Source organism: Nocardia sp. NPDC050408, from assembly GCF_044458905.1.
Taxonomy (GTDB): Bacteria; Actinomycetota; Actinomycetes; order Mycobacteriales; family Mycobacteriaceae; genus Nocardia.
Window position 1 is genome coordinate 276222 of the sequence record NZ_JBITIL010000005.1, and the last position, 22257, is coordinate 298478.

Sequence of the window (22257 nt, forward strand, 5' to 3'; positions counted from 1 at the left end):
GATTGACGATGTCGAACAACGAGCCGGCCAGCGTGCTGGTCCGCCGGAAGGCGCTGCTGCGCCAGCGTTTGGCCGAAAGTGGGCTGACCGCACCGGTTTCCGAGGCCGCGCCCATTCGGAGATCGAAACCCGGTGAACGTCATCCGCTTTCGGCCGGACAGCGGCGCATGTGGTTTCTGCAGACGCGTGATCCGGAGGACACCACCCTCAATATCTGTGTGGCCTATCGGCTGACGGGTGCGCTCGACGAGGCACGGCTGCGCGATGCGGTCACGGCCGTGGTAAACGCCCACGACATTCTGCGCACCACCTACGGGTTGGACGAGAACGGCGAGCCGTACCAGACCGTCCGCTCGGATCTCGAATTGTCTTGGCAGACACACGATCTGACCGATATGCCGGAGACCGGCCGGTCACGCAGGCTGGAAGTGCTGGCTCGCCGGGAATTCGGCCGACCGTTCGATCTCGCGACCGAGTCGCCGTTGCGCGTCAGCCTGGTGCGCATCGGTGCCGATGAATTCGCTTTGCTGCTGGTAGCGCATCACATCAGCTGGGATGACGACTCGTGGGCTGTCTTCTTCACCGAGCTCAATGCCGCTTACCGTGCCGAGCCCGTCCAGTCCGACCGTGCGCAATTCGTCGACGTCGCGATTTTCGGCGATCTCACTGACAACACCGATATCGACTATTGGCGTACAACCCTGCGCCCGCTACCGGAAGCCCTGGAACTCCCCGGTCCAGCCACGGTCGCCACGGCTGCGGCGAAGCAGTCCGACCGGTGCACCCTGTCGCTGCCCGGGGAGCTCGTCGGCCGCGTGGAGGCCTTCGCGCGTGCGCACGGCGCCACCCCTTTCATGGTGTGGCTGGCCGCCTATGACGCGGTGATCCATCGCTACACCGCGGCCACGGATTTCCTGGTATCGGTCCCGGTTACCGTGCGCCGCGATGCCGCCGCCGGCTCGTTGATCGGCTATTTCGGCAATACGCTGCTGCTGCGCGCCACCATCGGTGCCGAAGACAACTTCGCCCGCTTCACCGAAACCATTCGCGACACCTGCGTCGGTGCCTTCGCGCATCAGAATGTCGGCATCGATCGCGTTGTGCGCGAGGCGAATCCGGATCGCATCGGTGGCCGGGACGGGTTGGAACAGCTGGTCCGACTCGGCTTCGGGGTGCGCAGGAGCGCACAGGGATTCGACCTGGCAGGTGTCGAGGCGACACTGCTCGATCTCGGCAGTGCGGTGGCGCAGGTTCCGCTGGGGCTGACCGTAGTCACGGAAGCCGATGGCGCTTATCTGGAGGCCGAATACCGGATCGCCGATCTGGACCGCGCCCTGGTGGAACAGCTGCTCGACCACTACCTGCAGTTGCTGGACAACGCACTCGCGAATCCCGATCGCAGGCTCGGTGATATCGATATGCTCGGCGCGGCCGATCGCGCCGCGATCCTCGCGCTGTCGCACGGCCCGATTGTCGAGGCGGAACCGACCACCATGGTCGCGCTCTTCGAAAATCAGGTCGCGGCAACGCCCGATGCGCTCGCCATTGTCGCCCCCGCGGAACGCGACACCGAACTCACCTACGCCGAACTGAATCGGCGCGCCAATCGCTTGGCGCACTGGCTGATCGGGCAGGGACTCGGTACCGAAGACATCGTCGGGCTGCGGCTGTCGAATTCGGTGGAGTTCGTGGTCGCGGTGCTGGGCGTGCTAAAAGCCGGTGCGGCCTATCTACCGATCGATCCGGCCTACCCGAACGACCGCATCGACTACCTGACCGAGGACGCCGCACCCCGACTGGTGCTCGGTCGGGTCGAACTGGATACCGCCGAAGCCGCGGCCGGCGGACTCCCGGATACCGATCCTGGCGATGCGGACCGGGTGCGGCCGCTGCTGCCCGGCCATCTCGCGTATGTCATCTACACCTCCGGGTCCACCGGAAAGCCCAAGGGCGTCCCGGTATCCCACGCCGCGATCGCCGAACATCTCGCTGGCTTCGTCGCGGAATGGAGTATGACCGCCGAGGACCGGCTGCTGCAGTCCTCTTCGGTCAGCTTCGATGCCTCCCTGCTCGATATCTTCGTGACGCTGACGCTCGGCGCCCGGCTGGTCATCCCGAAGCCCGATGCCTTCCGCGATATTCCCTACGTCGCCGAGTTGATCACCCGCTGCGGGGTCACGGTGCTGCATATGGTGCCGTCGATGTTGAGCACCTTCCTGCTGCTGCCGGAGGTGAGCGAATGGCGGGCGCTGCGGCATGTTCCGGTGGGTGGTGAGGCGCTGCCCGGTGAGGTGGCCGACAAGTTCGCCGGTGTCTTCGATGCCGAGCTGCGCAATCATTACGGCCCGACCGAGGCAGTTGTGTGCGCGACGCATATGAATGTGGAAGGCCCGCAGGGCACCCGGATCGTGCCGATCGGTGTGCCGAATCAGAACGTCACGGTGTACCTGCTCGATGCGGCGCTGCAGCTGGTGCCACCGGGTGTTGTCGGTGAGATCTATTTGGGCGGAGCGCAATTGGCGCGAGGCTACCTGAATCGGCGTGGGTTGACAGCGGAGCGCTTCGTCGCCGATCCGTTCGCGCCGGGCGCTCGGCTGTATCGGACCGGAGATCTCGCCCGGCGCAATGCCAATGGTGAGATCGAATTCGTCGGCCGGGCCGATGAGCAGGTCAAGGTGCGTGGCTTCCGGATCGAACTCGGCGAGGTGGAGGCGGCCATCGCGTCGTATCCGGGTGTCGGACACTGTGTCGTCATCGCGGTCGAGGATGCGGCGGTCGGTGCGATGTTGGCCGCATATGTGGTTGCGGCCAACGGGCTTTCGGCGTCGACGCTCGATATGGACGAGGTCCGCGGACATGCCGCCGCGACGCTGCCGGATTACATGGTGCCGAGCGCTTTCGCGGTGATCGACGAGATCCCGCTGACCGTACACGGCAAACTCGACCGTCGTGCGCTGCCGGATCCGGAACGCGCCACCAGCCACCGCTACCGGGAGCCGAGCACCGCCACCGAAATCCGTCTGGCCGGCCTGTTCGCGCAGATCTTCGGCCGCGAGCAGATCGGCGCGGACGACTCCTTCTTCGAACTCGGCGGGCATTCGCTGCTTGCCACCCGCCTGGTCGTGCGGATTCGCACCGAATTCGGCGTCGAGATCGATGTGCGCGCACCGTTCGATACCCCGACCGTCGCGGGACTTGCCGCACAGATCGAAGCTACACCGGCGCGGGTCACTGCCGCTGTGCGCCCACTGCTGAAACGCGAACGGCCCGATCATATTCCGCTGTCGTACTCGCAGCTCGCGTTGTGGTTCCAGCGCAAGCTGGAGGGACCGAGTGCGATCGGCAATATCCCATTCGCGGTTCGGGTCGACGGTCGGCTGGATCTCGATGCGCTGACTGCCGCGCTCGCCGACGTCGTTGCACGGCACGAGGTGCTGCGCACCGTTTTTCCCGAGAACGGCGGCGTGCCATATCAATTGGTGCTGCCCGCAGGGCCGATAGCTGTGCCAGTGACGCAGCTGGACGATCCGGAAAAACTGCGCGCAGAACTCGCCGCAGCCGGTGGCCACTGCTTCGCGGTCGATACCGAGCTGCTGATTCGACCGCGAGTCTTCATGCTGGACAACAGGACTCACGTGCTCTCGCTGCTCGTGCACCATTTGGTGGCCGATCACTGGTCGTTCCGGACGATTCTGGACGATCTCGCCACCGCCTACCGTGCTCGCACCGCGGGCGCTGCTCCGGACTGGACGCCCCTCGACATTCAGTACGCCGACTATGCACTGTGGCAGCGCGATGTGGTCGATTCGCTCGGTGCGCAGGTGGATTACTGGCGCGACACACTCGCCGACCTGCCGGACGAGATCAATGTCGCCCTGGACCGCCCGCGTCCCGCCATACTCGGCAAGAACGGACATGTAGTGCCGTTCGCGGTCCCCGCCGCCCTGCGCGGCAAGCTGAAGGCGCTCGCCGAGGCGAGCGGGGGCAGCGAGTTCATGCTCTACCAGGCCGCTGTCGCGACGCTGCTGCACAAACTCGGTGCGGGTGTGGATATTCCGCTCGGCACGCCGATCGCGGGTCGGGTCGATCCGGCCGCGGCCGAGTTGGTCGGACTGCTCGCCAATATGGTGGTGCTGCGCAATGACCTATCCGGCGAGCCGACGCTGCGGACCGTGCTGAAGCGCTCCCGCGATACCGCACTCGGCGCGTACAGCAACCAGGATATCCCGATGGAACGCCTGGTCGACGCGCTGAATCCGGCTCGGTCCCGGTCCAGGAACCCGCTGTTCCAGGCCATGATGCACTTCCGCGAGGAGAACTGGGACGGCGCGGGTCAGGGTTTGGACGCGCACACCGCACTGACGGTATTGCCTTTGGATTTCGACACCTCGCTGCTGGATCTCAGCATCAATTTCTTCGCGGGATCCGACGGCGGCTTCGATGCCAGTGTCATCGTGAATACCGATCTGTATGAGCCCGCGACCGGAGAGTTGTTCGCGCAGCGCATGCTTCGGGTACTCACAGCCTTCGCCGAAACTCCCGACAGCACCGTCGGCGAACTCGACGTGATGCCCGCCGCCGAGCGGCAACGGGTCCTCGGTGAATGGGCCACCGGTGTGGAGCTGACCTGGGTACCGGGCCTTGCCGAGCTGATCCGGCGTGGTCGCGGTGTTCCGGCCGATCGGATCGCTCTGCGCTCCGGTACCGAGACACTCACCTATGGCGAGCTATTCGAACAGCTCGATCGAGGCGTGACACAGGTGCCCGATGGCGCTTCGGCGGCGGGGGTGGTGCGACGGCTTGCCGCACTGGACGCGGTAGCGAATACCGATGGAACTATCGCGGTTTCGCACGTTGTGCTCGGCCGCGAGGCTGTGGCGGCCGTGGTTGCCGATCGACGGGCCATCGCCGCTGATCGCCGCAGCGAATCGCTGGATCGGGCAACGGGTTCGGCGGATGTTCGACTGGTCGCCGCACCCTGGTCCGGACCCGAGATCGAGGTCGAGTTGCTGGCTGCGCTCGCCGACGGGGCGACGCTGATCCTCGCCACCGAACCGCAACACGAAGATCCGGTCGCGCTGGTCGAGCTGATCGGGGCACATTCGGTAACCCATGTGGTTGCCGATCCCATCACGCTGTCGCGGTTCGTGCAGACCGGCGTCTCCATGTTGCCGTCGGTGCGCAGCTGGGAGGTCATCGGAACCGATTGGCCCCCAGCACTCCCCGATCTACTGCCTGCGCTCGCGGCCGGTTCGGTCGCGACCTTCGACTTCCGGATTCCGGAGTACGCGGGCGCGGTGGCGCGCGGGGCGGTCGACGGAAGCGGACGTGCGCGTCCCATTCCGGGTGCGCGGGTGTTGGTGCTGGATCAAGCCCGGCGACCGGTTGCGCCCGGCGTCGACGGCGACGTGTACGTCGGTGGGGCCGGACTTGCCGAGGGGTACGTCGAGGATTCGGCAAAAGCATTCATCGACGACCCGTACCTGCCGGGAGCTCGATTGTTCCGCACCGAACAGCGGGCGCGTTGGGACACCGCAGGACGACTCGTGTTCGCGACCAGGCCCGGTGGCACTGTTGAAACCGCCACAGGTACAGCATCTTCCGCTGCCGAGCAGACAGAGACCGAGCAGCAGCTCATCGCAATCCTCGAGGAGTTGCTGGAAATCGAGGATGTCGCCGCCGATGACGGCTTCTTCGCACTCGGCGGCGACAGCGTGATCTCCATTCAGTGGTCGGCACGCGCCAATCAGCTCGGCCTCCCACTGTCTCCACAGCTGGTATTCGAGCACCTCACCATCGCCGAACTCGCGGCCGCGGTCGACGAGGCGGTGGCTGCGGGGGTGACCACGACCATCGGCGACACCTTCGGTGTGGCAGCCGACGCGAACGGCGATGACGGCCATCCCGATACGGCCCAACCAGCAGAACCTGATCAGCGCCAACATGCCGCGATGAGCGTATCCGGCCTCAGTTCGGACGCGCTGGTCGCCTTGGGCGCGGCTTGGAAGCAGTCGCAATGAAAGGCGACTACTTCCGAGCGGCTGGCCCGACGTGCGGCGATACGATGACCTCGGGCCGAAAGGCGTTGCGATGACTGTGGACCGGAGCGTCCCGGCCGAAATCGAGGATGTGCTCGCGCTCAGCCCACTACAGGAGGGGCTGTTCGCGTTGGCGCGGTTGGCCGCCGACGGGGTCGATCTGTACACCATGCAGTTCGTCATCGATATCGGCGGTCCGATCGACGTGCCGATGTTGCGCCGCAGCAGCGAAGCAATCCTGCAGCGGCACGCCAATCTGCGGGCCGCGTTCTGGGATAAAGATCTGCCCAGGCCGGTGCAGATCGTCCCGACCTGGGTGGATCTGCCCTGGTTCGAAATCTCGGCGCTTCCGGCGGAATTCGATACCATCGCCGCGGCCGACCGGCAACGGCGGTTCGATCTTTCTCGCGGTCCGGCCCTGCGCATCACGCTGGTAACGCTTCCCGACGAGCGGCGCCGGATGATCGTGACCGCGCACCACATCCTGATGGACGGCTGGGCGGTCGCGGTGTTCTTCCGCGAGCTGATGGCGGTGTATGAAGCCGGGGGACAGGCGGATTCGCTGCCACCGGCACGGCCGTACCGCGATTACATCGGCTGGCTCGCCGTGCAGGACACCGCGGCCATTACCCGACGCTGGTCCGAATACCTTGCGCCGCTGAGCGGTCCGCTCATGCTGGCCGGTAGTGCGGCAACCGAAATCGGCGCGGCGATTCCACGCCGCAGCCGATTCAGCCTGGGCAATGCCGAAACCGCGCGGCTGGTGCGATGGGCACGGTCTAACGGCCTGACCATGAGCACGGTCGTCCAATTCGCCTGGGCCGTCGTCCTCGGCAGACTCACCGATCGACATGATGTCGTCTTCGGCACCACCATTTCCGGCCGTCCGGATGCACTGCCCGGCGTCGAAACGATGATCGGACTGTTCATCAATACGGTGCCCGCGCGCGTCCTCATCGACCGAACCCGCACCGTCGCCGAGCAATGCGCGCAGCTACAGCGCGAATCGGCGGCCATGCGGGATGCGGGATGTGTGAGCCTGTCGACCATTCAGCGGGCCGCCGGTCACGGTGCGCTGTTCGACGTGCTGTTCGTCTTCGAGAACGCGCCCATCGGTGCGGCCACCGATCCGATCGTCACCGCGAGCGGCACCCGGTTCCTGCCAGTGGCGATGGAAAGTCTGGTGCACTATCCGCTTTCGGTGGTGTCGCATTTGAACGACGGCACACTCGTCGTCATGCTCGAGGCGATTGCCGAAGCCCTGCCGCACTTCCCGATCGCCGATATCGGCGAGCGGATACTGTCGGTGCTGCGTCAATTGCCCGATCATGGTGATTCGAGCCCTGATTCGCTGGACCTGCTGCTGGCCGATGAGAAGGTTACCGTGGCCGCGAAGCAGGTCGACGCTAATGGGACGGCTTACGAGCTCTTCCTGAACCAGGTCGCCGACACTCCGGATGCGATCGCCCTGAGCGCCGGTTCGGATCGCTACACCTACCGTGAATTGCGTGCAGCCGCCGGGCAACTGGCCAATGAGCTGATCGCCGGCGGTATCGGTCCGGAAACCGTTGTCGCCCTTGCGCTACCGCGATCGGGCAGGTCTATCGTCGCGATCCTCGCCGTACTGGAAGCCGGCGGAGCCTATGTGCCGGTGGATATCTCGGCACCCGCAGCACGCATCGAATCCATCCTGCGCCAGGCGGACCCGAAACTCGTACTGACGGTCGCCGAGTCTGCCCCGCTGCTCGGCGAGACCGCGCGTCCCGTTCTGGTACTCGACGAGCCGGCCGTAGCCGAAAGAATCGCAAACCACCCCATCCCGTCCTACCACCCGGTTCCCCCACAGACCGCCGCGTACTTGATCTTCACCTCCGGCTCAACCGGCGAACCCAAGGGTGTCATCGCCACGAACGCCGCTCTGACCAGCTACTTCACCGACCACCGCGACCGCGTCTACCGCCCGGCATTGACCCGACTCGGCCGCCGACTGCGCATCGCACATGCCTGGTCGCTGAGCTTCGACGCCTCCTGGCAGCCCATGATCGGCCTGTTCGACGGCCACGCCGTCCACCTGTTCGACGAGACCGAAATGCGCGATGCGCAGGGCCTCGTCGACGGCATCGTCCGGCACGAGATCGATATGATCGACACCTCGCCGTCCATGTTCACCCAGCTCTCGGCCGCCGGCCTAGTGGACGGTGAGCGGCTGACCGTGCTCGCCCTCGGCGGCGAGGCCATCGGTACGCCCATGTGGGAGCAACTGCGCGCGCTGCCGGGCACCGCGGTCTACAACTGCTACGGCCCCACCGAGACCACGGTCGAGGCGGTGGTCGCGACGGTGAATACCGGTCGCAGCGAGTCGGGCAGTGCCCAGCCCACCATCGGCGGACCGGTGGATCGCATGTCCGCCTATGTCTTCGATGCCATGCTGCGGCCGGTGCCGCGCGGTGTCATCGGTGAGCTGTATTTGTCGGGCGCTCAGGTGGCACGCGGCTATATCGGCAAGGCCGCCATCACCGCGGGCCGCTTCGTCGCCGACCCATTCCGACCCGGTGCCCGAATGTATCGCACAGGTGATCTGGTGCGGCAGTTGCCGAATGGCGATCTCGCTTACCGCGGCCGCATCGATGACCAGGTCAAGATTCGCGGCTACCGGATCGAAATCGGCGATATCGAAACAGCTTTGCTGCAGCTTCCGCAGGTCCGCGCGGGCGCCGTACTGGTTGTGCGGCGGCCGAGTGGCCCGAGTCTCCTCGCCTTCGCGGTCGGTGCTGATTCGGCCAACTTGCGCGCCGGACTTGCCGAGCGCCTGCCTGCATATATGGTTCCGGCGCGGGTCATTTCGCTGCCCGAGCTACCGGTCACCCCTAACGGCAAACTCGATGTCCGCGCTCTGCATGCTCTTGGGCTGGAGGCGCTGCAAGGTTCGGCTCAGCGCACCCTGCCGAGCACCGATACCGAGCGAACCCTGTGCCGCGCGCTCGCGGAGACACTGGGCGGGACCACACCCGGCATCGATGACGATTTCATCGAACTCGGCATGGACAGCATTGTCGCCATCTCCCTGGTAAACGCCGTGCGACGCGCGGGACTCTCGATCAGCCCCGCCATGGTCATGACCAACCGCACCGTCCGCGATCTGGCGGCCGCCATCGATTCCTGTGCGGCACAGCAGGAGAACACGCCAACCGCGGTCGGTGCGGTGCTCCCGACACCGATCATGTCCTGGATGTACGAGTACGGCGGCTTCCGCAGGCTCGCACTCTCCACACTGGTATCGCTACCCGCCGAGTTGGATCGAGTCGGGTTGGAAGCGGTGCTGCAGGCACTCCTCGATGGACACGACATGCTGCGCGGCCAACTGTCAACGACCGAAGACAGGTTCGAAACCAGAGCACAGGGCAGCGTGCGCGCCGCTGATATCCTCCACGAGGTTCAGGTCTCCGGTGACTTCGGCCCCGCACTCGAGGAGCATGCGCGAGCGGCGATCGACCGCATCGATCCGAAGACGGGCACCATGATTCAGGCCGTCCGCTTCGCAGGCCCAGATGTGCTGTTGCTGTCGATCCACCACCTCGCGGTGGACCCGGTCTCCTGGCACATCATCTTCGCGGATCTCGCCGACGCGTGGTCGCATCTCCTTGACGGGCAAACCCTCACTGTCGCACCAGAATTCACTGGGTATCGCACTTGGGCGGAACTACTCGACAAGCGCCGCACCGCACCTGAAGTAACAGCACAACGTGACTTCTGGACCAACCAATTAACCGGCCCCGATCCAGAACTCGGACTGCGGCACCCGGATCCGACCCGAGACACCTGGTCCTCCTACCGCCTCACGCCATCGTTCACGCCGACAAACATCACCCGCCGCATCCTCGACGGCCTCGGAACCGACCTCAGCATGCACGAATTGCTGCTCACCGCACTGACAATCGCGGTCACGACTTGGCGAGCCCAACGCAACCAGGACGGCTCGACCGGCACACTGGTCGCCCTCGAGGGCCACGGCCGCGAGGATGCCACCGTCGGCAACGCCGACACCTGGCGCACCGTCGACACCTCGCGCACCGTCGGCTGGTTCACCACCGTCTATCCACTGCGCGTCGGTGCGGGCTCGACACTCGACATCTCCCGCGCCGAATCCGATCCGGCCGAAGCAGCAGGCCTGCTGAAAGCCGTCGCAGCACAGCTGGACAGCGTCCCGAACAAGGGCTTGGACTACGGCCTGCTTCGCTACGGCGACACCGAACCGCACACGGACCCGCAGGTAATGCTCGACTACCTGGGGCGAATGGACCTCGCCGCAGGCACATCGGGCCCATGGACCCCGATCACCGATCTCACCCTGCACCAACGGCTTCCGGTCGCCCCCGAACCGGAAATGCCGCTGCGCTACGCACTCGACCTCGTCGTCGCCGTCTACCCCGGCGCCGACGGACCCCAGCTGGCCACCCTGTTCCGCTGGAGCGACGCACTTTTCGACACCACCGAGATCGACCGTTTCGCAACGATCTGGCAGCGCTGCGTTACCGCAGTGGCCGCCGCCATACCAAGCGCAACTCCGGGAGAACGATGAACGCGATCGAAAACGCCATCGTGGTCGAGGACGTTCGCAAGTCCTTCGGCGACGTCCATGCCGTGCGCGGCCTGACCTTCTCGGCGCCCGCCGGAAGTGTGCTCGGCGTGCTCGGTCCGAACGGCGCGGGCAAGACCACCACGGTCTCCATCCTGTCGACGCTCACCAAGCCCGATGCGGGCCGCGCCCTGGTTGCGGGCCACGACGTCGTGCGTGAGGCCGCGGCTGTGCGGGCATCTATCATGCTCACGGGCCAGTACGCGGCGCTCGATGAGGTGCTGACCGGTCGGGAGAACCTCGTCCTCTTCGGTCGTCTGATGGGTCTGCGTCCGAAGCAGGCCAAGGTCCGCGCCACCGAACTGCTCGAACAGTTCGATCTCACCGAGGCGGCCGATCGTCGCGTCGGCGGCTATTCCGGCGGTATGCGCAGGCGCATCGATATCGCCTGCGGCCTGGTGCGCCTGCCCAAGGTCGTCTTTCTCGACGAACCCACCACCGGCCTGGATCCGGTGAGTAGACAGAGGGTTTGGTCGCTGGTGCGTTCGCTCGCGGAACAGGGTGTGACAATCCTGCTCACGACGCAGTACCTCGAGGAGGCGGATGCGTTGAGCGACAACATCATCGTCATCGATAAGGGCCGCGTGATCGCCGAGGGCACCGCGGACGAACTCAAGGCACGTTCGGGTTCGAGCTACTGTGAGGTCGTGCCGGTCGATGCCGGTGACTTGCCCGCCGTGGTAACCGCGCTGGGCGGCCTCGGCACGGTGACGGTCGCCGAATCCAAGGACCGGGTTTCGCTTCCGGCCCCCGACGGTGCCGCCACACTGGCCGAAGCGCTGCGCCGCATTACCGAAGCCGGTATCGAACTCATCGATATCGCCCTGCGCAGACCCTCACTCGACGAGGTCTTCATCAAGCTCACCACCGATGAACCGGGGCTGGTGACCGCATGACCGAATCAGTCACCATTCCCGCCGGAATGCAATGGACCGCGCTGAGCGGGCGCACCGTGCGCGCGGCGGTCCGCGAGGGTGATCTGCCCTTCGGCTTCATCGCGCCGATGATCTTCTTCGTCTGTTTCTATGTCCCACTGCGCAAGTCGATGGAGCAGACCGGCGCGGACTACGCTCAGTACCTGCTGCCGGTAATCGTGCTGCAGGGCATGTTCTTCACTGCCATGTCGGCGGGCGACCGCGCCGCCCGAGACACTTTCAGCGGCATGGGAACCCGCATGCGATCCATGCCGGTCAAATCCTGGGTCCCGCTGGCCGCCCGAATGTCCGCGAACCTGGTTCGCGCGCTGGCCGGACTAGCCGGAGCGCTGGTCATCGGCGCGATCTTCGGATTCCGATTCCACAGCGGTACAGCGGCTCTCGTCTTCATCGCACTGTCGCTGGCCTTTGCCGTGGCACTGGTGATCGGCGCCGACACACTCGGCGTCGCCACCGGTAGGCCGGAAATCGGCGCATCCGCGCTGCTGGCACCGCAACTTCTGCTCATCATGATGTCCACGGGTCTCGTTCCGGCCGAGGGGTTTCCGGGTTGGATCCAGCCCTTCGTCCGCAATCAGCCGGTGTCCCAGGCCGCTGCCGCCCTGCGCGATCTGGCCAATGGCGAATCCACCTCGGCCGTCGCGATAGCGGCGGTCTGGATTCTCGGTCTGATCATGGCGTTCACCGCGATCTCGGTCTTGGTGGAAAGGCGGCGGCCGTGAAAACACTGATCGACCAGAGCTTCGTCGAAACGGGCCGACTGCTGCGCCGCTGGCCGCGTGAGCAGGAGGTGCTGACCTCGACGCTGATCCTGCCGGTGCTGCTGCTGTTGATGTACCAACTGGTGCTCCACAAATTCCTCAGCGCATCGTCCGGCGTGGACGCCATCTACGGTTTCGTCCCGATGATCGCGGTCACCGGCGCGATGTACGGTGCCATGGGCACCGGACTGTCGCTGTACGCGGAGCGGGAAAGCGGTCTGCTGCGGCGCATCTGGGTGCTGCCGGTGCACCGCGCGGCCGGACTGATCGGCAGACTGCTCGCCGAATGCGGACGGACGCTGATCGCGACGATCATCGTGGTCGCCCTCGGCGTGGCGCTCGGATTGCGCTTCGAGCAGGGCTGGCCCGGCGTGCTCGGTGCGCTCGCGGTTCCGGTGCTGCTGATTCCCGGCTTCGCCACCATGGTGATCACGGTCGCCGTCAGCAAGGCGGGCGACAAGGTCGTGCAATTGTTTTCGGCACTCGTGCTGCTCGGGTTGTTCTTCAATTCCGGCTTCGTGCCAGTGGAGAACTACCCGGGTTGGCTGCAGCCGGTGGTGCGCGTCCAGCCGATGAGCTGCGCCATCGAGGCAATGCGCGGCTGCACGATCGGCGGTCCCATCGCCACCCCGCTGCTGCAGACCGTCGCCTGGTCCGCAGGGCTTGCGCTGGTCTTCGGCGCCTTCGCGGTTCGCGGCTACCGCAAGGCCGCGGAGAGCTGACCAGTCCATTGAGTGGGGCGGCCAGTTGATAGTTACATCGGCTAACTATATAGTTTCCTGAGGTAACAATCAGCAAGGGACTACCGTGACGATTCCATCCGCCGATCTCGATCTGGATGATGTCCAGACCATTCGCCGCCGCCTGCGCTACGACCGAGACCATCCGAACTACAAATGGATCGCGCTGACCAACACCACCATCGGTGTGCTGCTCAGCGCGGTCAACGCCTCGATCGTGCTGATCTCGCTGCCCGCGATCTTCCGAGGCATCGGACTGAATCCGCTGGAAGCGGGCAATGTCGGCTATCTGCTGTGGATGCTGATGGGCTATCTGCTCGTCACCGCGGTGCTGGTGGTGATGTTCGGGCGGCTCGGCGATATCTTCGGGCGCGTCCGGATCTACAACCTCGGCTTCGCGGTCTTCGCGGTTACTTCGGTCGCGCTGTCGTTCGATCCATCCCACGGTGGGTCGGGCGCGATGTGGATCATCGTCTGGCGCGTGCTGCAGGGCATCGGCGGCGCAATGCTGACGGCCAATTCGGCGGCCATCCTCACCGACGCCTTCCCGGCCAAACAGCGCGGTACCGCACTCGGCATCAATATGGTTGCCGCGGTGGCGGGCTCCTTCCTCGGCCTGATCATCGGTGGCGTGCTGTCGGAATGGGATTGGCGCGCGGTGTTCTGGGTCAGCGTGCCGATCGCGGTGATCGGCTCGATCTGGTCCTACCGCTCACTGCACGAGGTAGGCACGCGAACCAAGGGCAAGGTCGACTGGGCGGGCACCATCACTTTCGGCCTCGGCCTGACCGCACTGCTCACCGGCATCACCTACGGCATCCAGCCCTATGGCGGACATCCCACCGGTTGGTCCAACCCCTGGGTGCTCGGCGCGGTGATCGGCGGCACCGCCCTGCTCGCGGCGTTCTGCGTGGTGGAGACCAAGGTCGCCGAGCCGATGTTCCAGCTGTCGCTGTTCGGCAACCGCGCATTCGGTCTGGGCAATTTCGCCAATCTGATGGTCTCGATCGGCCGCGGCGGCCTGCAGTTCATGCTGATCATCTGGTTGCAGGGCATCTGGTTGCCACTGCACGGCTACGACTACGAATCGACGCCGCTGTGGGCCGGTATCTATCTTTTGCCGCTGACCGTGGGATTCCTTGCCGCCGGACCGGTTTCGGGTTGGCTGTCGGACCGCTACGGATCGCGCGCGTTCACCACCGGCGGCGCGGCGCTGGCCGGGCTCACCTTCCTGCTGCTGCTCGTCATCCCGGTCGACTTCAACTACTGGGTATTCGCCGCGATCGTGCTGCTCAACGGCGTCGGCTGCGGGCTGTTCTTCTCGCCGAATACCGCCGCCATCATGTCGAGCGTGCCCGCGTCCCAGCGCGGTGCGGCATCCGGTATGCGCGGCACCCTGTTCAACGGCGGCAATGCGCTGTCGATGGGAATCTTCTTCTCGCTCATGGTCGTCGGCCTGGCTGCCAGCCTGCCCTCGGCCCTCGACGGCGGGCTGCGTGCCCAGGGCGTGTCCGCGGGCGCCGCATCCCAACTCGCCGACCTGCCGCCCGTCGCGAGCATGTTCGCCGCCTTCCTCGGATACAACCCGATCCAGGAATTGCTCGGACCCAGTGGTGAATTGGCCAAGCCGGGCGTCAATGCGGACACCCTCACCGGTCAGGAGTTCTTCCCGAATCTGCTCACCGGGCCGTTCCACTCCGGTCTGATCGTGGTATTCGTCTCGGCCGCCGTGATGATGTTCCTGGCCGCCGCGGCCTCGTACTTCGCGGGCGATAAGTACGTCGAGGAGGAACTGGCCGAAATCGCCGAGGCCGACGAACTCGTCGCCGCGCGCTGACGCACGGCTGGTGCCTGCCGCGCCCGGACTCTACTGTCTGGGCCATGAACTCGCTGCCGGTCGCGCCCGTGGTGGCGGTCCTCGGATTCGTCGCGGCGATCACCATCGGCCGGTGGTTCCTGGTCGCCGACACCCTCAGCGACCAGCTCATCAATCGCGCACTGGCCTGGGATCTGGTCGGTCTGCTCATCTTCATCTGCGTCGGTCGGCTCGGTCGGGCTGATCTAGCGCTCGATCTGTTCACGATCTTCGGTGCGCTGGCGGTGGCGAATGTCTTCGGATTCGCACGATTGCTCGATGGTGGGGACGCGCGCACCGCGGTACACCGGCAGCGCACCTACGACAGGACCGCCCTTGCGTCCGGATGTGTTGTGCTGGTCGGCATTGTGGTTTCGCACCTGGACTGGGGGCTGACCATTTGGTCGCTGACCACGGTGCCGACCGCCTTGTCCGGCATGCTGATGACGCGGGCCTGCGTGCGAGAGTTGCGCGCCGCCGGCCTCACCGTGCAGGAGCGACTGACCTACGGCGCACTGCTGATCGTCGCCGTGTATGCCGCGATCTCGACAGTGGTCTCGCTCGTGCGGATGACCAACGGAACTCGACCAGATGAGCAGGGGTTGATCTGGTCTATCGGAACCTACGCGACATTGTTCCTGCTCACCGCCCTGATCGCGATCCCGCTGTGGAATGCGTTGCTGGCTCGGGCGGAACTGGACCGGGCCGGGCGCCGCTGTCGCCGACTGCGTCCGCTGTGGCAGGCGCTCACGGATGCTGTACCCGAGGTAGTGCTGGCCCGGCCGAGCGGCGGTTCCGCGTCGCGGCTATATCGGATGACGGTCGAAATCCGGGATGCGCTGGTGCGATTGCGGCCGTACGCACCGGATGCCGAGGCGCACACCGATATTCGCGAATACGCGCGGTGTATCGCGCATGCCGTGCAGGCAAAAGCTGCTGGTGAGTCCCCGGCGATGTCCTCCGGCCGCGCTACTCCAGCCCTACGCGATCGAACCGATGAACTCAGGTACCTGCTGGACATGGCCGCGGAATGGCCGAAGGCCCACGCACTGGTGCGCCTCGAATCTCCGGCGCGCTGAAGCTATTTCGCCGCATTGGCGAAGGCGGGCTCCAGCTTGTTCAGCAGATAGGGCACCGATAGCGCAGTCGGCTGGTTAACAGCGCTGATCTCCTGCACCGTGAGGAAGACCACCGAACCCTTCTGCACCGCGGGCAGATCGGCGTATCCGGGCAACTGTCGGTACTTGTCGTCCATACCGGGGGAGTAGCCCGCGAGCAGCAGATCGGCGGTGAGCTCGTCGACCCGCTCCGGGGACAGCGCCAGCCGGCCCTGATTCGACGGCCGGTCGGTGAGGTTCTTCGGAATGGTCAGTCCGAGCTGGGTGAAGATCTTGCTCGACCCGTCGTTCGGATCGGTCAGCACCATCAGCTGGGCCGGGCTCGCCAACCAGGTGCTCGCGAAGGTCTTGTCCTTCAGGCCCGGATTGGCCTGGCCGATGGATTCCACCTTCTTGTCCACATCGGTGATCACCCGCGTCGCGTCGTCTTCCCTGTGCAGTACCTTGCCGAGCGCGGTCACCAGGTCCTGCCACGGTTGGATCGACGACGAGGTGAGTGCGGGCAGCGTCGGGGCGACCTTGGACAGCTCGTCGTAGGTCTTCTGGTCGGCCAGGAATCCGTCCACCAGAATCAGATCCGGCTCCAGCGCCGCGACCTGTTCGGCGATATTGCCGCTGGTATTCAAGGCCTTCGCCGATTCGAGCGACTTCGGCTCCCACGCCGGCGTGCTCTTGGATACCGAGGCGACATTGTCGACATAGCCGACCGGGGTGACGCCGAGCGCCAGCGTCGAATCCAGCCACTGATTCCCCAGCGTGACAATCTTTTTCGGGGTGCCCTGCACCGTTGTCGTGCCGCGGGCGTGGTTGATGGTGACGGGTGCGCCACCGTCGGATTCCGCGTCATCGCTCGACGACCCGCAGGCGGCGATACCCAGGGTCAGCGCACCGGCCAGCACGGCAACCACCGCCCGCTTCCAGCCACGAGACGTCCGAACAGGCTCCATCGTCACCCTCTCCTTCATCGAGGAATTCCCCGACTCGGCTCCCTTCGAGCCCGCAATAGCAAAGGCCAGCCTAACCTACATTGCTCACGGCACTCTCCCTGACTTGCTGATCGCTGTCATGTCATTTGTTGTGAACCTATTGAACGTGCCGCTATCTAGCGGTACGTTAAATGACGTCAATAATGATCCTCTCGTCCGGGAGGCATCGACGTCGAACCCGTGAGCACACGGGTCTTCGCACGACTGACGCATACCGAATTGAGGTTAGTTCCGATGAACCAAAAGAGTTCCGCCCGACGCGTCCGCCCCATGGTCGCCCGCATCGCCATCACCTCCGTGCTTGCCCTGGCCCCGATCGCCGCGGTCGCGGGCCCGGCGCTCGCCGATACGACCGACACCCAGGGCCCGGCGATCGTGCAGGTGGACCAGGCTGACGACATCCACGGTCACGGCGGCTGGGGTCATGGTGGCTGGGGCGGCCACGGTGGCTGGGGCGGCAACGGCGGCTGGGGCGGTCACGGCGGCTGGGGCCAGCACAGCTACCCCGGCTACCCCAGCTACCCCGGCTACTTGTTCGGCTGGCCCGGCTACTTCCCCCGCCCCTCCACCGGCAGCGCCTTCTGACCCGCTCGCCTCGGCGGCGAACCCTATTCGCTCGCGAGCGTTTCTCCGCGAATGAAGCCCGGCGTAGGGGCCGGGCTTCATGGGAGGCGATTGTCAGAGGGTGATGCGCTGGTTTTCCGGGAGGAAGAGTTTGTCGCCTTCCTTGACTGCGAAGGTGTTGTAGAACTGGGCGATATTGCGCACGATCTGGTTGCAGCGGAATTCGTTGGGGGCGTGGACATCCTGGAGCAGGCTGATGGTGGATTCCTCGGTCTGCTTTTCGCGCCAGCTGCGCGCGTGGGAGAAGAACATCTGCTGGTAGTCGGGGTCGATGCCCTCGCGTTTGGCGGCGATGCGGTAGGCCTCGACGGCGATTTGCAGGCCGCGCAGGTCGGCGAGGTTTTCGCCCACGGTGAGCGCGCCGTCGACGTGGTATTTGGGATCGAGGCCCTCAGGGACCAGCACGTCGAATTGGTCGATCAGCTGTTTGGTCTTCGCCTCGAATGCGGCCAAGTCTTCGGGCGTCCACCAGTCGCTGCGGTTACCGCTGGCGTCGTATTTGCGGCCCTGGTCGTCGAAGCCGTGGCCGATTTCGTGGCCGATGGTCGCACCGACGGCACCGTAATTGACCGCGGTCGTCGCGTCCTTGTCGAAGAACGGGGGCTGCAGATAGGCGGCCGGGAAGGTGATCTGGTTGCTGGTGGGTGAGTAGTAGGCATTGACGGTCTGCGGCGACATACCCCATTCGGACTTGTCGACCGGAGTGCCGAGCCGGTTGAACGCCTTCTTGGATTCGAAAGCATTGACGGCGCGCAGGGATTCGATCAGCTTGCCCCTGGTGATCTTCAGCGCGGAGTAGTCGTCCCACTTATCCGGATATCCGATCCTGGCCTCGATCTTGTCCAGCTTGACGATCGAAGCATCCCTGGTCGGCTTGGACATCCAGGTCGAATTGGTGAAGTTCTCCCGGTAGGCGGCCATGAGGTCGGCCACCATCTCCTTGGCCCGATCCTTGGCAGTCGGCGGAAAGTACTTGTCCACATACAGTTTGCCGAGTTGGTCACCGAGATTGTCGTTGACGACCCCGACACCGGACTTCCAGGTCTCGGGCCGCTCCTCGATTCCGCTGAGCACCTTGCCGACGAATTCGAACCGCGCGTCGCGGATCGCCTTGGGCAGGAATCGGGCGTACTCCGCAATCACATTGACCCGCAGGAACTCTCGCCACAACGCGATATCGGTGTCGGCCCAAAGTTGCGCGGCGGCGGTCACGAACGACGGCTGCGCCACCACGAGCTTGTCGAACAGCGAGCGCGGCCGATCGGTATTGCCCGCCATCCACGGATCCCAATCGAATTGCGGTCCAAGCGCGACCAGATCATGCCAGCTCATCACGTTGTAGGTGGCATCGGTATTGCGATTGCGCACGCTGTCCCAATGCGCCGCCGCGATCTTGGTCTCCAGATCGAGCATGCGCTGCGCGATCCCCGCCGGATCGGCGAGGCCCGCGCCCGCGGACATCTTCTCGAGGTAGGTCTTGTAGCCCGCGAGCTGTTTGGCGTATTCCGGCTTGCGGTAGTACTGCTCGCTCAGCGTGATACCCGACTGACTGACGGTGGGGATGTAGGCGTTGGAGTCCTTGCGATCGATGCCGACTCCGATGCCGATCAGCCCGGCGATCGGCAGCTCCGCCATCACCTTGGCCAGATCCGGTTTGGTCGCCGCGCCGTCGATCTTGGCGAACAGATCGGTCAGCGGTGTCAGGCCGAGCGTTTCGAAGGCGGCCTCATCCAGGCGCGCGTCGTAGAGATCGCGAATCTGCTGCGCCTCCGAACCCGGCTTCGGATCCTTGATGCCCTCGATGATCTCGCGCAGCTGATCCAGTGTCCGGTCGCTCGCATCGCTGATCGCGCCGACCGCGGCCTTATCCGGCGGCAGCTGGTACTCCCGCAGCCACTTGCCGTTGACATGCCGGTACAGATCGTCCTGCGGACGGATCGGCTCGTCCGCGCCGCCCATATCGACCCCGGTGAGCCGCACCGGCTGCTCATCCTTCGAGCAGGAGACGAGAGCGACGGCCGCGGGCACCACCCCGAGCGCGACCAGGAAGGCACGACGGTCCATTCGACCGAGACGACCGGTTGATGTCACGAGGATTTCCTCTCCCGATGCGGTCCCGGCCGCATCCTCGTCAGGCGCGATAGTGCTGGCCCGAGGCTACCCGCCTCCGGCGTTGCCAGCCCGTCGGATCAGAGCGAGACTCGCTGGTCCTGGGCCAGGTACAGCTTGTCGCTCGGTTCGACGGCGAAGGTGGTGTAGAACTCGTCGATATTGCGGACCACCTGGTTGCAACGGAACTCGTTGGGTGCGTGTGGATCCATGGCCAGTCGCAATTCCATATGCTGCTTCGTCGATTTCTCCCGCCAGATCCGGGCCCATGACAAGAACAGCGTGCGGTTGTCCGGGTTGCCCTTGCCGTCGCGTTTATCGGCGATGCCGAGGGCGGCCAGGGCGATACCGAGACCGCGCAGATCCGCGAGATTCTCCCCGACCGTGAGCGCGCCGTCGACGTGCCTGCTCGGGTCGAGACCCGTCGGGACCAGCGCGTTGTACTGCTCGATGAGCTGCTCGGTCTTGGCATCGAATGCGGCCCGGTCCTCAGGGGTCCACCAGTCGCGCAGATTGCCGTCACCGTCGTAGCGTGAACCCTGATCGTCGAACCCGTGTCCGATCTCATGACCGATAACCGCTCCGATCGCGCCGTAATTGACCGCGGTCGCAGCATCCGAGTCGAAGAATGGCGGCTGCAGAATAGCGGCCGGAAACGTGATCGAATTGGCATTCGGGTTGTACATGGCATTCACGAGCTGCGGCGGCATTCGCCATTCGGACTTGTCGACCGGGGTGCCCAGGCGCGCGAAACCGCGCTTGGTTTCGAAACGCTGTGCGGCGCGGACGGATTCGATCAACTTGCCGCGCGTGATCGTCAATCCCGAGTAGTCGATCCAGTTGTCCGGATAGCCGATCTTGGTGACGATCTTGTCGAGTTTCGCGATGGCGGCCTGTCTGGTCGGTGGCGACATCCAGGTCGAATCGGTGAAGTCGGCCCGGTAGGCGGATATGAGATCGGCGACCATCGCCAGAGCGCGCTCTTTGGCCGTGGGCGGAAAGTATTTGCGCACATAGAGTTTCCCGAGCTGCTGGCTCAGGTTCTCATTCACGGTGGCGATGCCGTCCTTCCACAGTTCCGGACGCTCCTGCGACCCTTGCAGCACCTTGCCGACGAAATCGAATTCGGCATCGGCAATGGCCTTGGGTAGCAGTGCCGCGAACTGTTTGACCACCGCCATGCGCAGATACTCCCGCCAGGCCGCGATATCGACCTCGGCCCAGAGCTTTCCGGTCGTCGTCACGAACGACGGCTGACCGACTACCAGGCGATCGAACAGTGCGCGCGGTCGGTCGGTATTGCCCGCCAGCCACGGCTCCCAATCGAATTGCGGTGCGAGCGCGGTCAATTGGGCCCAGCTCATCGGGTTATAGACAGCATCGGGATTGCGCAGCCGAACATCGTCCCAGTAACCGGCGGCGATCTTCGTCTCCAGCTCGAATACCCGCTGGGCGGTGCCCGCCGGATCGGGAAAGCCCGCGCTCGCAGCGACTCGTTGCAGATAGGTTTGATAGGCAGCACGCTGCTCGGCGTATTCGGGCTTGCGGTAATACTTCTCGCCCATATTCGGGTCGATACCGGACTGGGCGATGTTCGCGATGTATTCGGCCGAGTTCTTCTCATCGACCCCGACGGACAAACCCATGAGCCCGCCTATCGGCAGCCCGCCCATCACCTTCGCAAGATCCGGTTTGGTCGCCGCGCCGTCGATCGCCGCGAACAGATCCGCCAGCGGGGTCACGCCGAGCCGCTCGATTTCGGCCAGATCGACGCGGGCGTCGTAGAGATCGCGGATCTGCTGCTCGGCGGTCCCGGCCGTCGGCTCGTGGATGCCATCGATGATCTCGCGCAGCTGCTGTTCCACCCGGTCGCCGACTTCGTCGAAGGTGGTGTAGGACGGCTTATCCGGCGGCAGCTGATAATCGCGCAGCCAGCCGCCGTTGACGAATCGGAAAAGATCGTCCTGCGGGCGAACCGCCGGGTCCTCGCCCCGCATATCGGCCCCGGTGAGCTGCACCGACTGCTCCCGGGCGCAGGAGACCAGCGCCGTGGTGGTCGGAATCACCCCCAGCGCGACCAGGAAGGTGCGACGACCGAGCCGGGCGGAACGCGCGGACGAACTCAAAAGGGACCCCCATATTCAGCGAGATGCGGAATGTGCAAAGTTCATCTGGTGATCTTGCTCGTCTCGAGGGTAGTAACGGGACAGCCCGCGAGCACTTATCCGCGCGGGTTTCACAGCGGAAGTTCAGGCTGCGCTCGCGGGACCCTGATTTGGGTCCGACCTGGCATTCACCTACACTGAACCGGTTGCCTGCGGGAGCTGTGCCCGCAATCCGGCCGCGAACCCCCAGTGGTTGATCCATCCGATCGAGAAAACCGCTGGCAGGCGCGCGTTCGGGTGGTGACACGACCATGCCCGTCGGGTCGGCAATCCGGCGTGCGTATACATCC

At 65.1% G+C, this 22257-nt stretch carries 11 protein-coding genes; 8 read left to right on the forward strand and 3 right to left on the reverse strand.

Features of this window, described 5'->3' with window-relative positions; genetic code table 11:
• Window positions 1-8: 8 nt before the first annotated feature.
• The 7 genes from ACIBJI_RS17775 to ACIBJI_RS17805 all read left to right on the forward strand — a co-directional run bounded on the left by ACIBJI_RS17775 (window position 9) and on the right by ACIBJI_RS17805 (window position 16044).
• Window positions 9-6020 (forward strand): amino acid adenylation domain-containing protein, encoded by a 6012-nt coding sequence (locus tag ACIBJI_RS17775; RefSeq protein ID WP_397084916.1) that lies wholly within the window; start codon window positions 9-11, stop codon window positions 6018-6020.
• Between the two features lie 70 nt (window positions 6021-6090).
• A complete protein-coding gene (locus ACIBJI_RS17780) occupies window positions 6091-10617 on the forward strand; it encodes an amino acid adenylation domain-containing protein (protein WP_397084918.1) in 4527 nt (1508 codons plus the stop codon).
• The gene (locus ACIBJI_RS17785; protein WP_364355476.1) at window positions 10614-11570 is read left to right on the forward strand and encodes an ATP-binding cassette domain-containing protein; all 957 of its coding nucleotides are present in this window, start codon (window positions 10614-10616) and stop codon (window positions 11568-11570) included. Before ACIBJI_RS17780 ends, ACIBJI_RS17785 begins: the two co-directional genes overlap by 4 nt.
• On the forward strand, window positions 11567-12331 hold the full coding sequence (locus ACIBJI_RS17790; RefSeq protein ID WP_364355473.1) for an ABC transporter permease: 765 nt from the start codon (window positions 11567-11569) through the stop codon (window positions 12329-12331). The genes ACIBJI_RS17785 and ACIBJI_RS17790 overlap by 4 nt, the downstream gene beginning before the upstream one ends.
• Window positions 12328-13092 carry an ABC transporter permease gene (locus ACIBJI_RS17795; protein WP_364355470.1) on the forward strand — a complete coding sequence of 255 codons (765 nt, stop codon included), beginning with the start codon at window positions 12328-12330 and terminating at the stop codon, window positions 13090-13092. The genes ACIBJI_RS17790 and ACIBJI_RS17795 overlap by 4 nt, the downstream gene beginning before the upstream one ends.
• Window positions 13093-13177: 85 nt before the next feature.
• Window positions 13178-14947 (forward strand): MFS transporter, encoded by a 1770-nt coding sequence (locus ACIBJI_RS17800; protein WP_397084920.1) that lies wholly within the window; start codon window positions 13178-13180, stop codon window positions 14945-14947.
• A gap of 44 nt (window positions 14948-14991) precedes the next feature.
• A complete protein-coding gene (locus ACIBJI_RS17805) occupies window positions 14992-16044 on the forward strand; it encodes an MAB_1171c family putative transporter (RefSeq protein ID WP_397084922.1) in 1053 nt (350 codons plus the stop codon).
• A 2-nt stretch (window positions 16045-16046) separates the two neighbouring features.
• On the opposite strand, the gene ACIBJI_RS17810 is transcribed toward ACIBJI_RS17805, so the two are convergent.
• Window positions 16047-17030, reverse strand: a complete 984-nt coding sequence (locus tag ACIBJI_RS17810) for an ABC transporter substrate-binding protein (protein WP_364355461.1) — start codon at window positions 17028-17030, stop codon at window positions 16047-16049.
• 273 nt (window positions 17031-17303) lie between these two features.
• Here ACIBJI_RS17810 and ACIBJI_RS17815 point away from each other — a divergent pair, with 273 nt between their 5' ends.
• On the forward strand, window positions 17304-17654 hold the full coding sequence (locus ACIBJI_RS17815) for a hypothetical protein (RefSeq protein ID WP_364355458.1): 351 nt from the start codon (window positions 17304-17306) through the stop codon (window positions 17652-17654).
• Between the two features lie 93 nt (window positions 17655-17747).
• Here ACIBJI_RS17815 and ACIBJI_RS17820 read toward each other — a convergent pair whose 3' ends face one another.
• Together ACIBJI_RS17820 and ACIBJI_RS17825 are read right to left on the reverse strand one after the other, a co-directional pair.
• On the reverse strand, window positions 17748-19784 hold the full coding sequence (locus ACIBJI_RS17820) for a M13 family metallopeptidase (RefSeq protein WP_364355455.1): 2037 nt from the start codon (window positions 19782-19784) through the stop codon (window positions 17748-17750).
• Between the two features lie 98 nt (window positions 19785-19882).
• Window positions 19883-21928 (reverse strand): M13 family metallopeptidase, encoded by a 2046-nt coding sequence (locus tag ACIBJI_RS17825; protein WP_397084925.1) that lies wholly within the window; start codon window positions 21926-21928, stop codon window positions 19883-19885.
• Window positions 21929-22257 lie beyond the last annotated feature (329 nt).

Coding starts and splice junctions, on each gene's coding strand:
- ACIBJI_RS17785 (WP_364355476.1), top strand. CDS start 10,614: ATGAACGCGATCGAAAACGCCATCGTGGTCGAGGACGTTCGCAAGTCC.
- ACIBJI_RS17780 (WP_397084918.1), top strand. CDS start 6,091: ATGACTGTGGACCGGAGCGTCCCGGCCGAAATCGAGGATGTGCTCGCG.
- ACIBJI_RS17790 (WP_364355473.1), top strand. CDS start 11,567: ATGACCGAATCAGTCACCATTCCCGCCGGAATGCAATGGACCGCGCTG.
- ACIBJI_RS17805 (WP_397084922.1), top strand. CDS start 14,992: ATGAACTCGCTGCCGGTCGCGCCCGTGGTGGCGGTCCTCGGATTCGTC.
- ACIBJI_RS17775 (WP_397084916.1), top strand. CDS start 9: ATGTCGAACAACGAGCCGGCCAGCGTGCTGGTCCGCCGGAAGGCGCTG.
- ACIBJI_RS17815 (WP_364355458.1), top strand. CDS start 17,304: ATGAACCAAAAGAGTTCCGCCCGACGCGTCCGCCCCATGGTCGCCCGC.
- ACIBJI_RS17810 (WP_364355461.1), bottom strand. CDS start 17,030: ATGGAGCCTGTTCGGACGTCTCGTGGCTGGAAGCGGGCGGTGGTTGCC.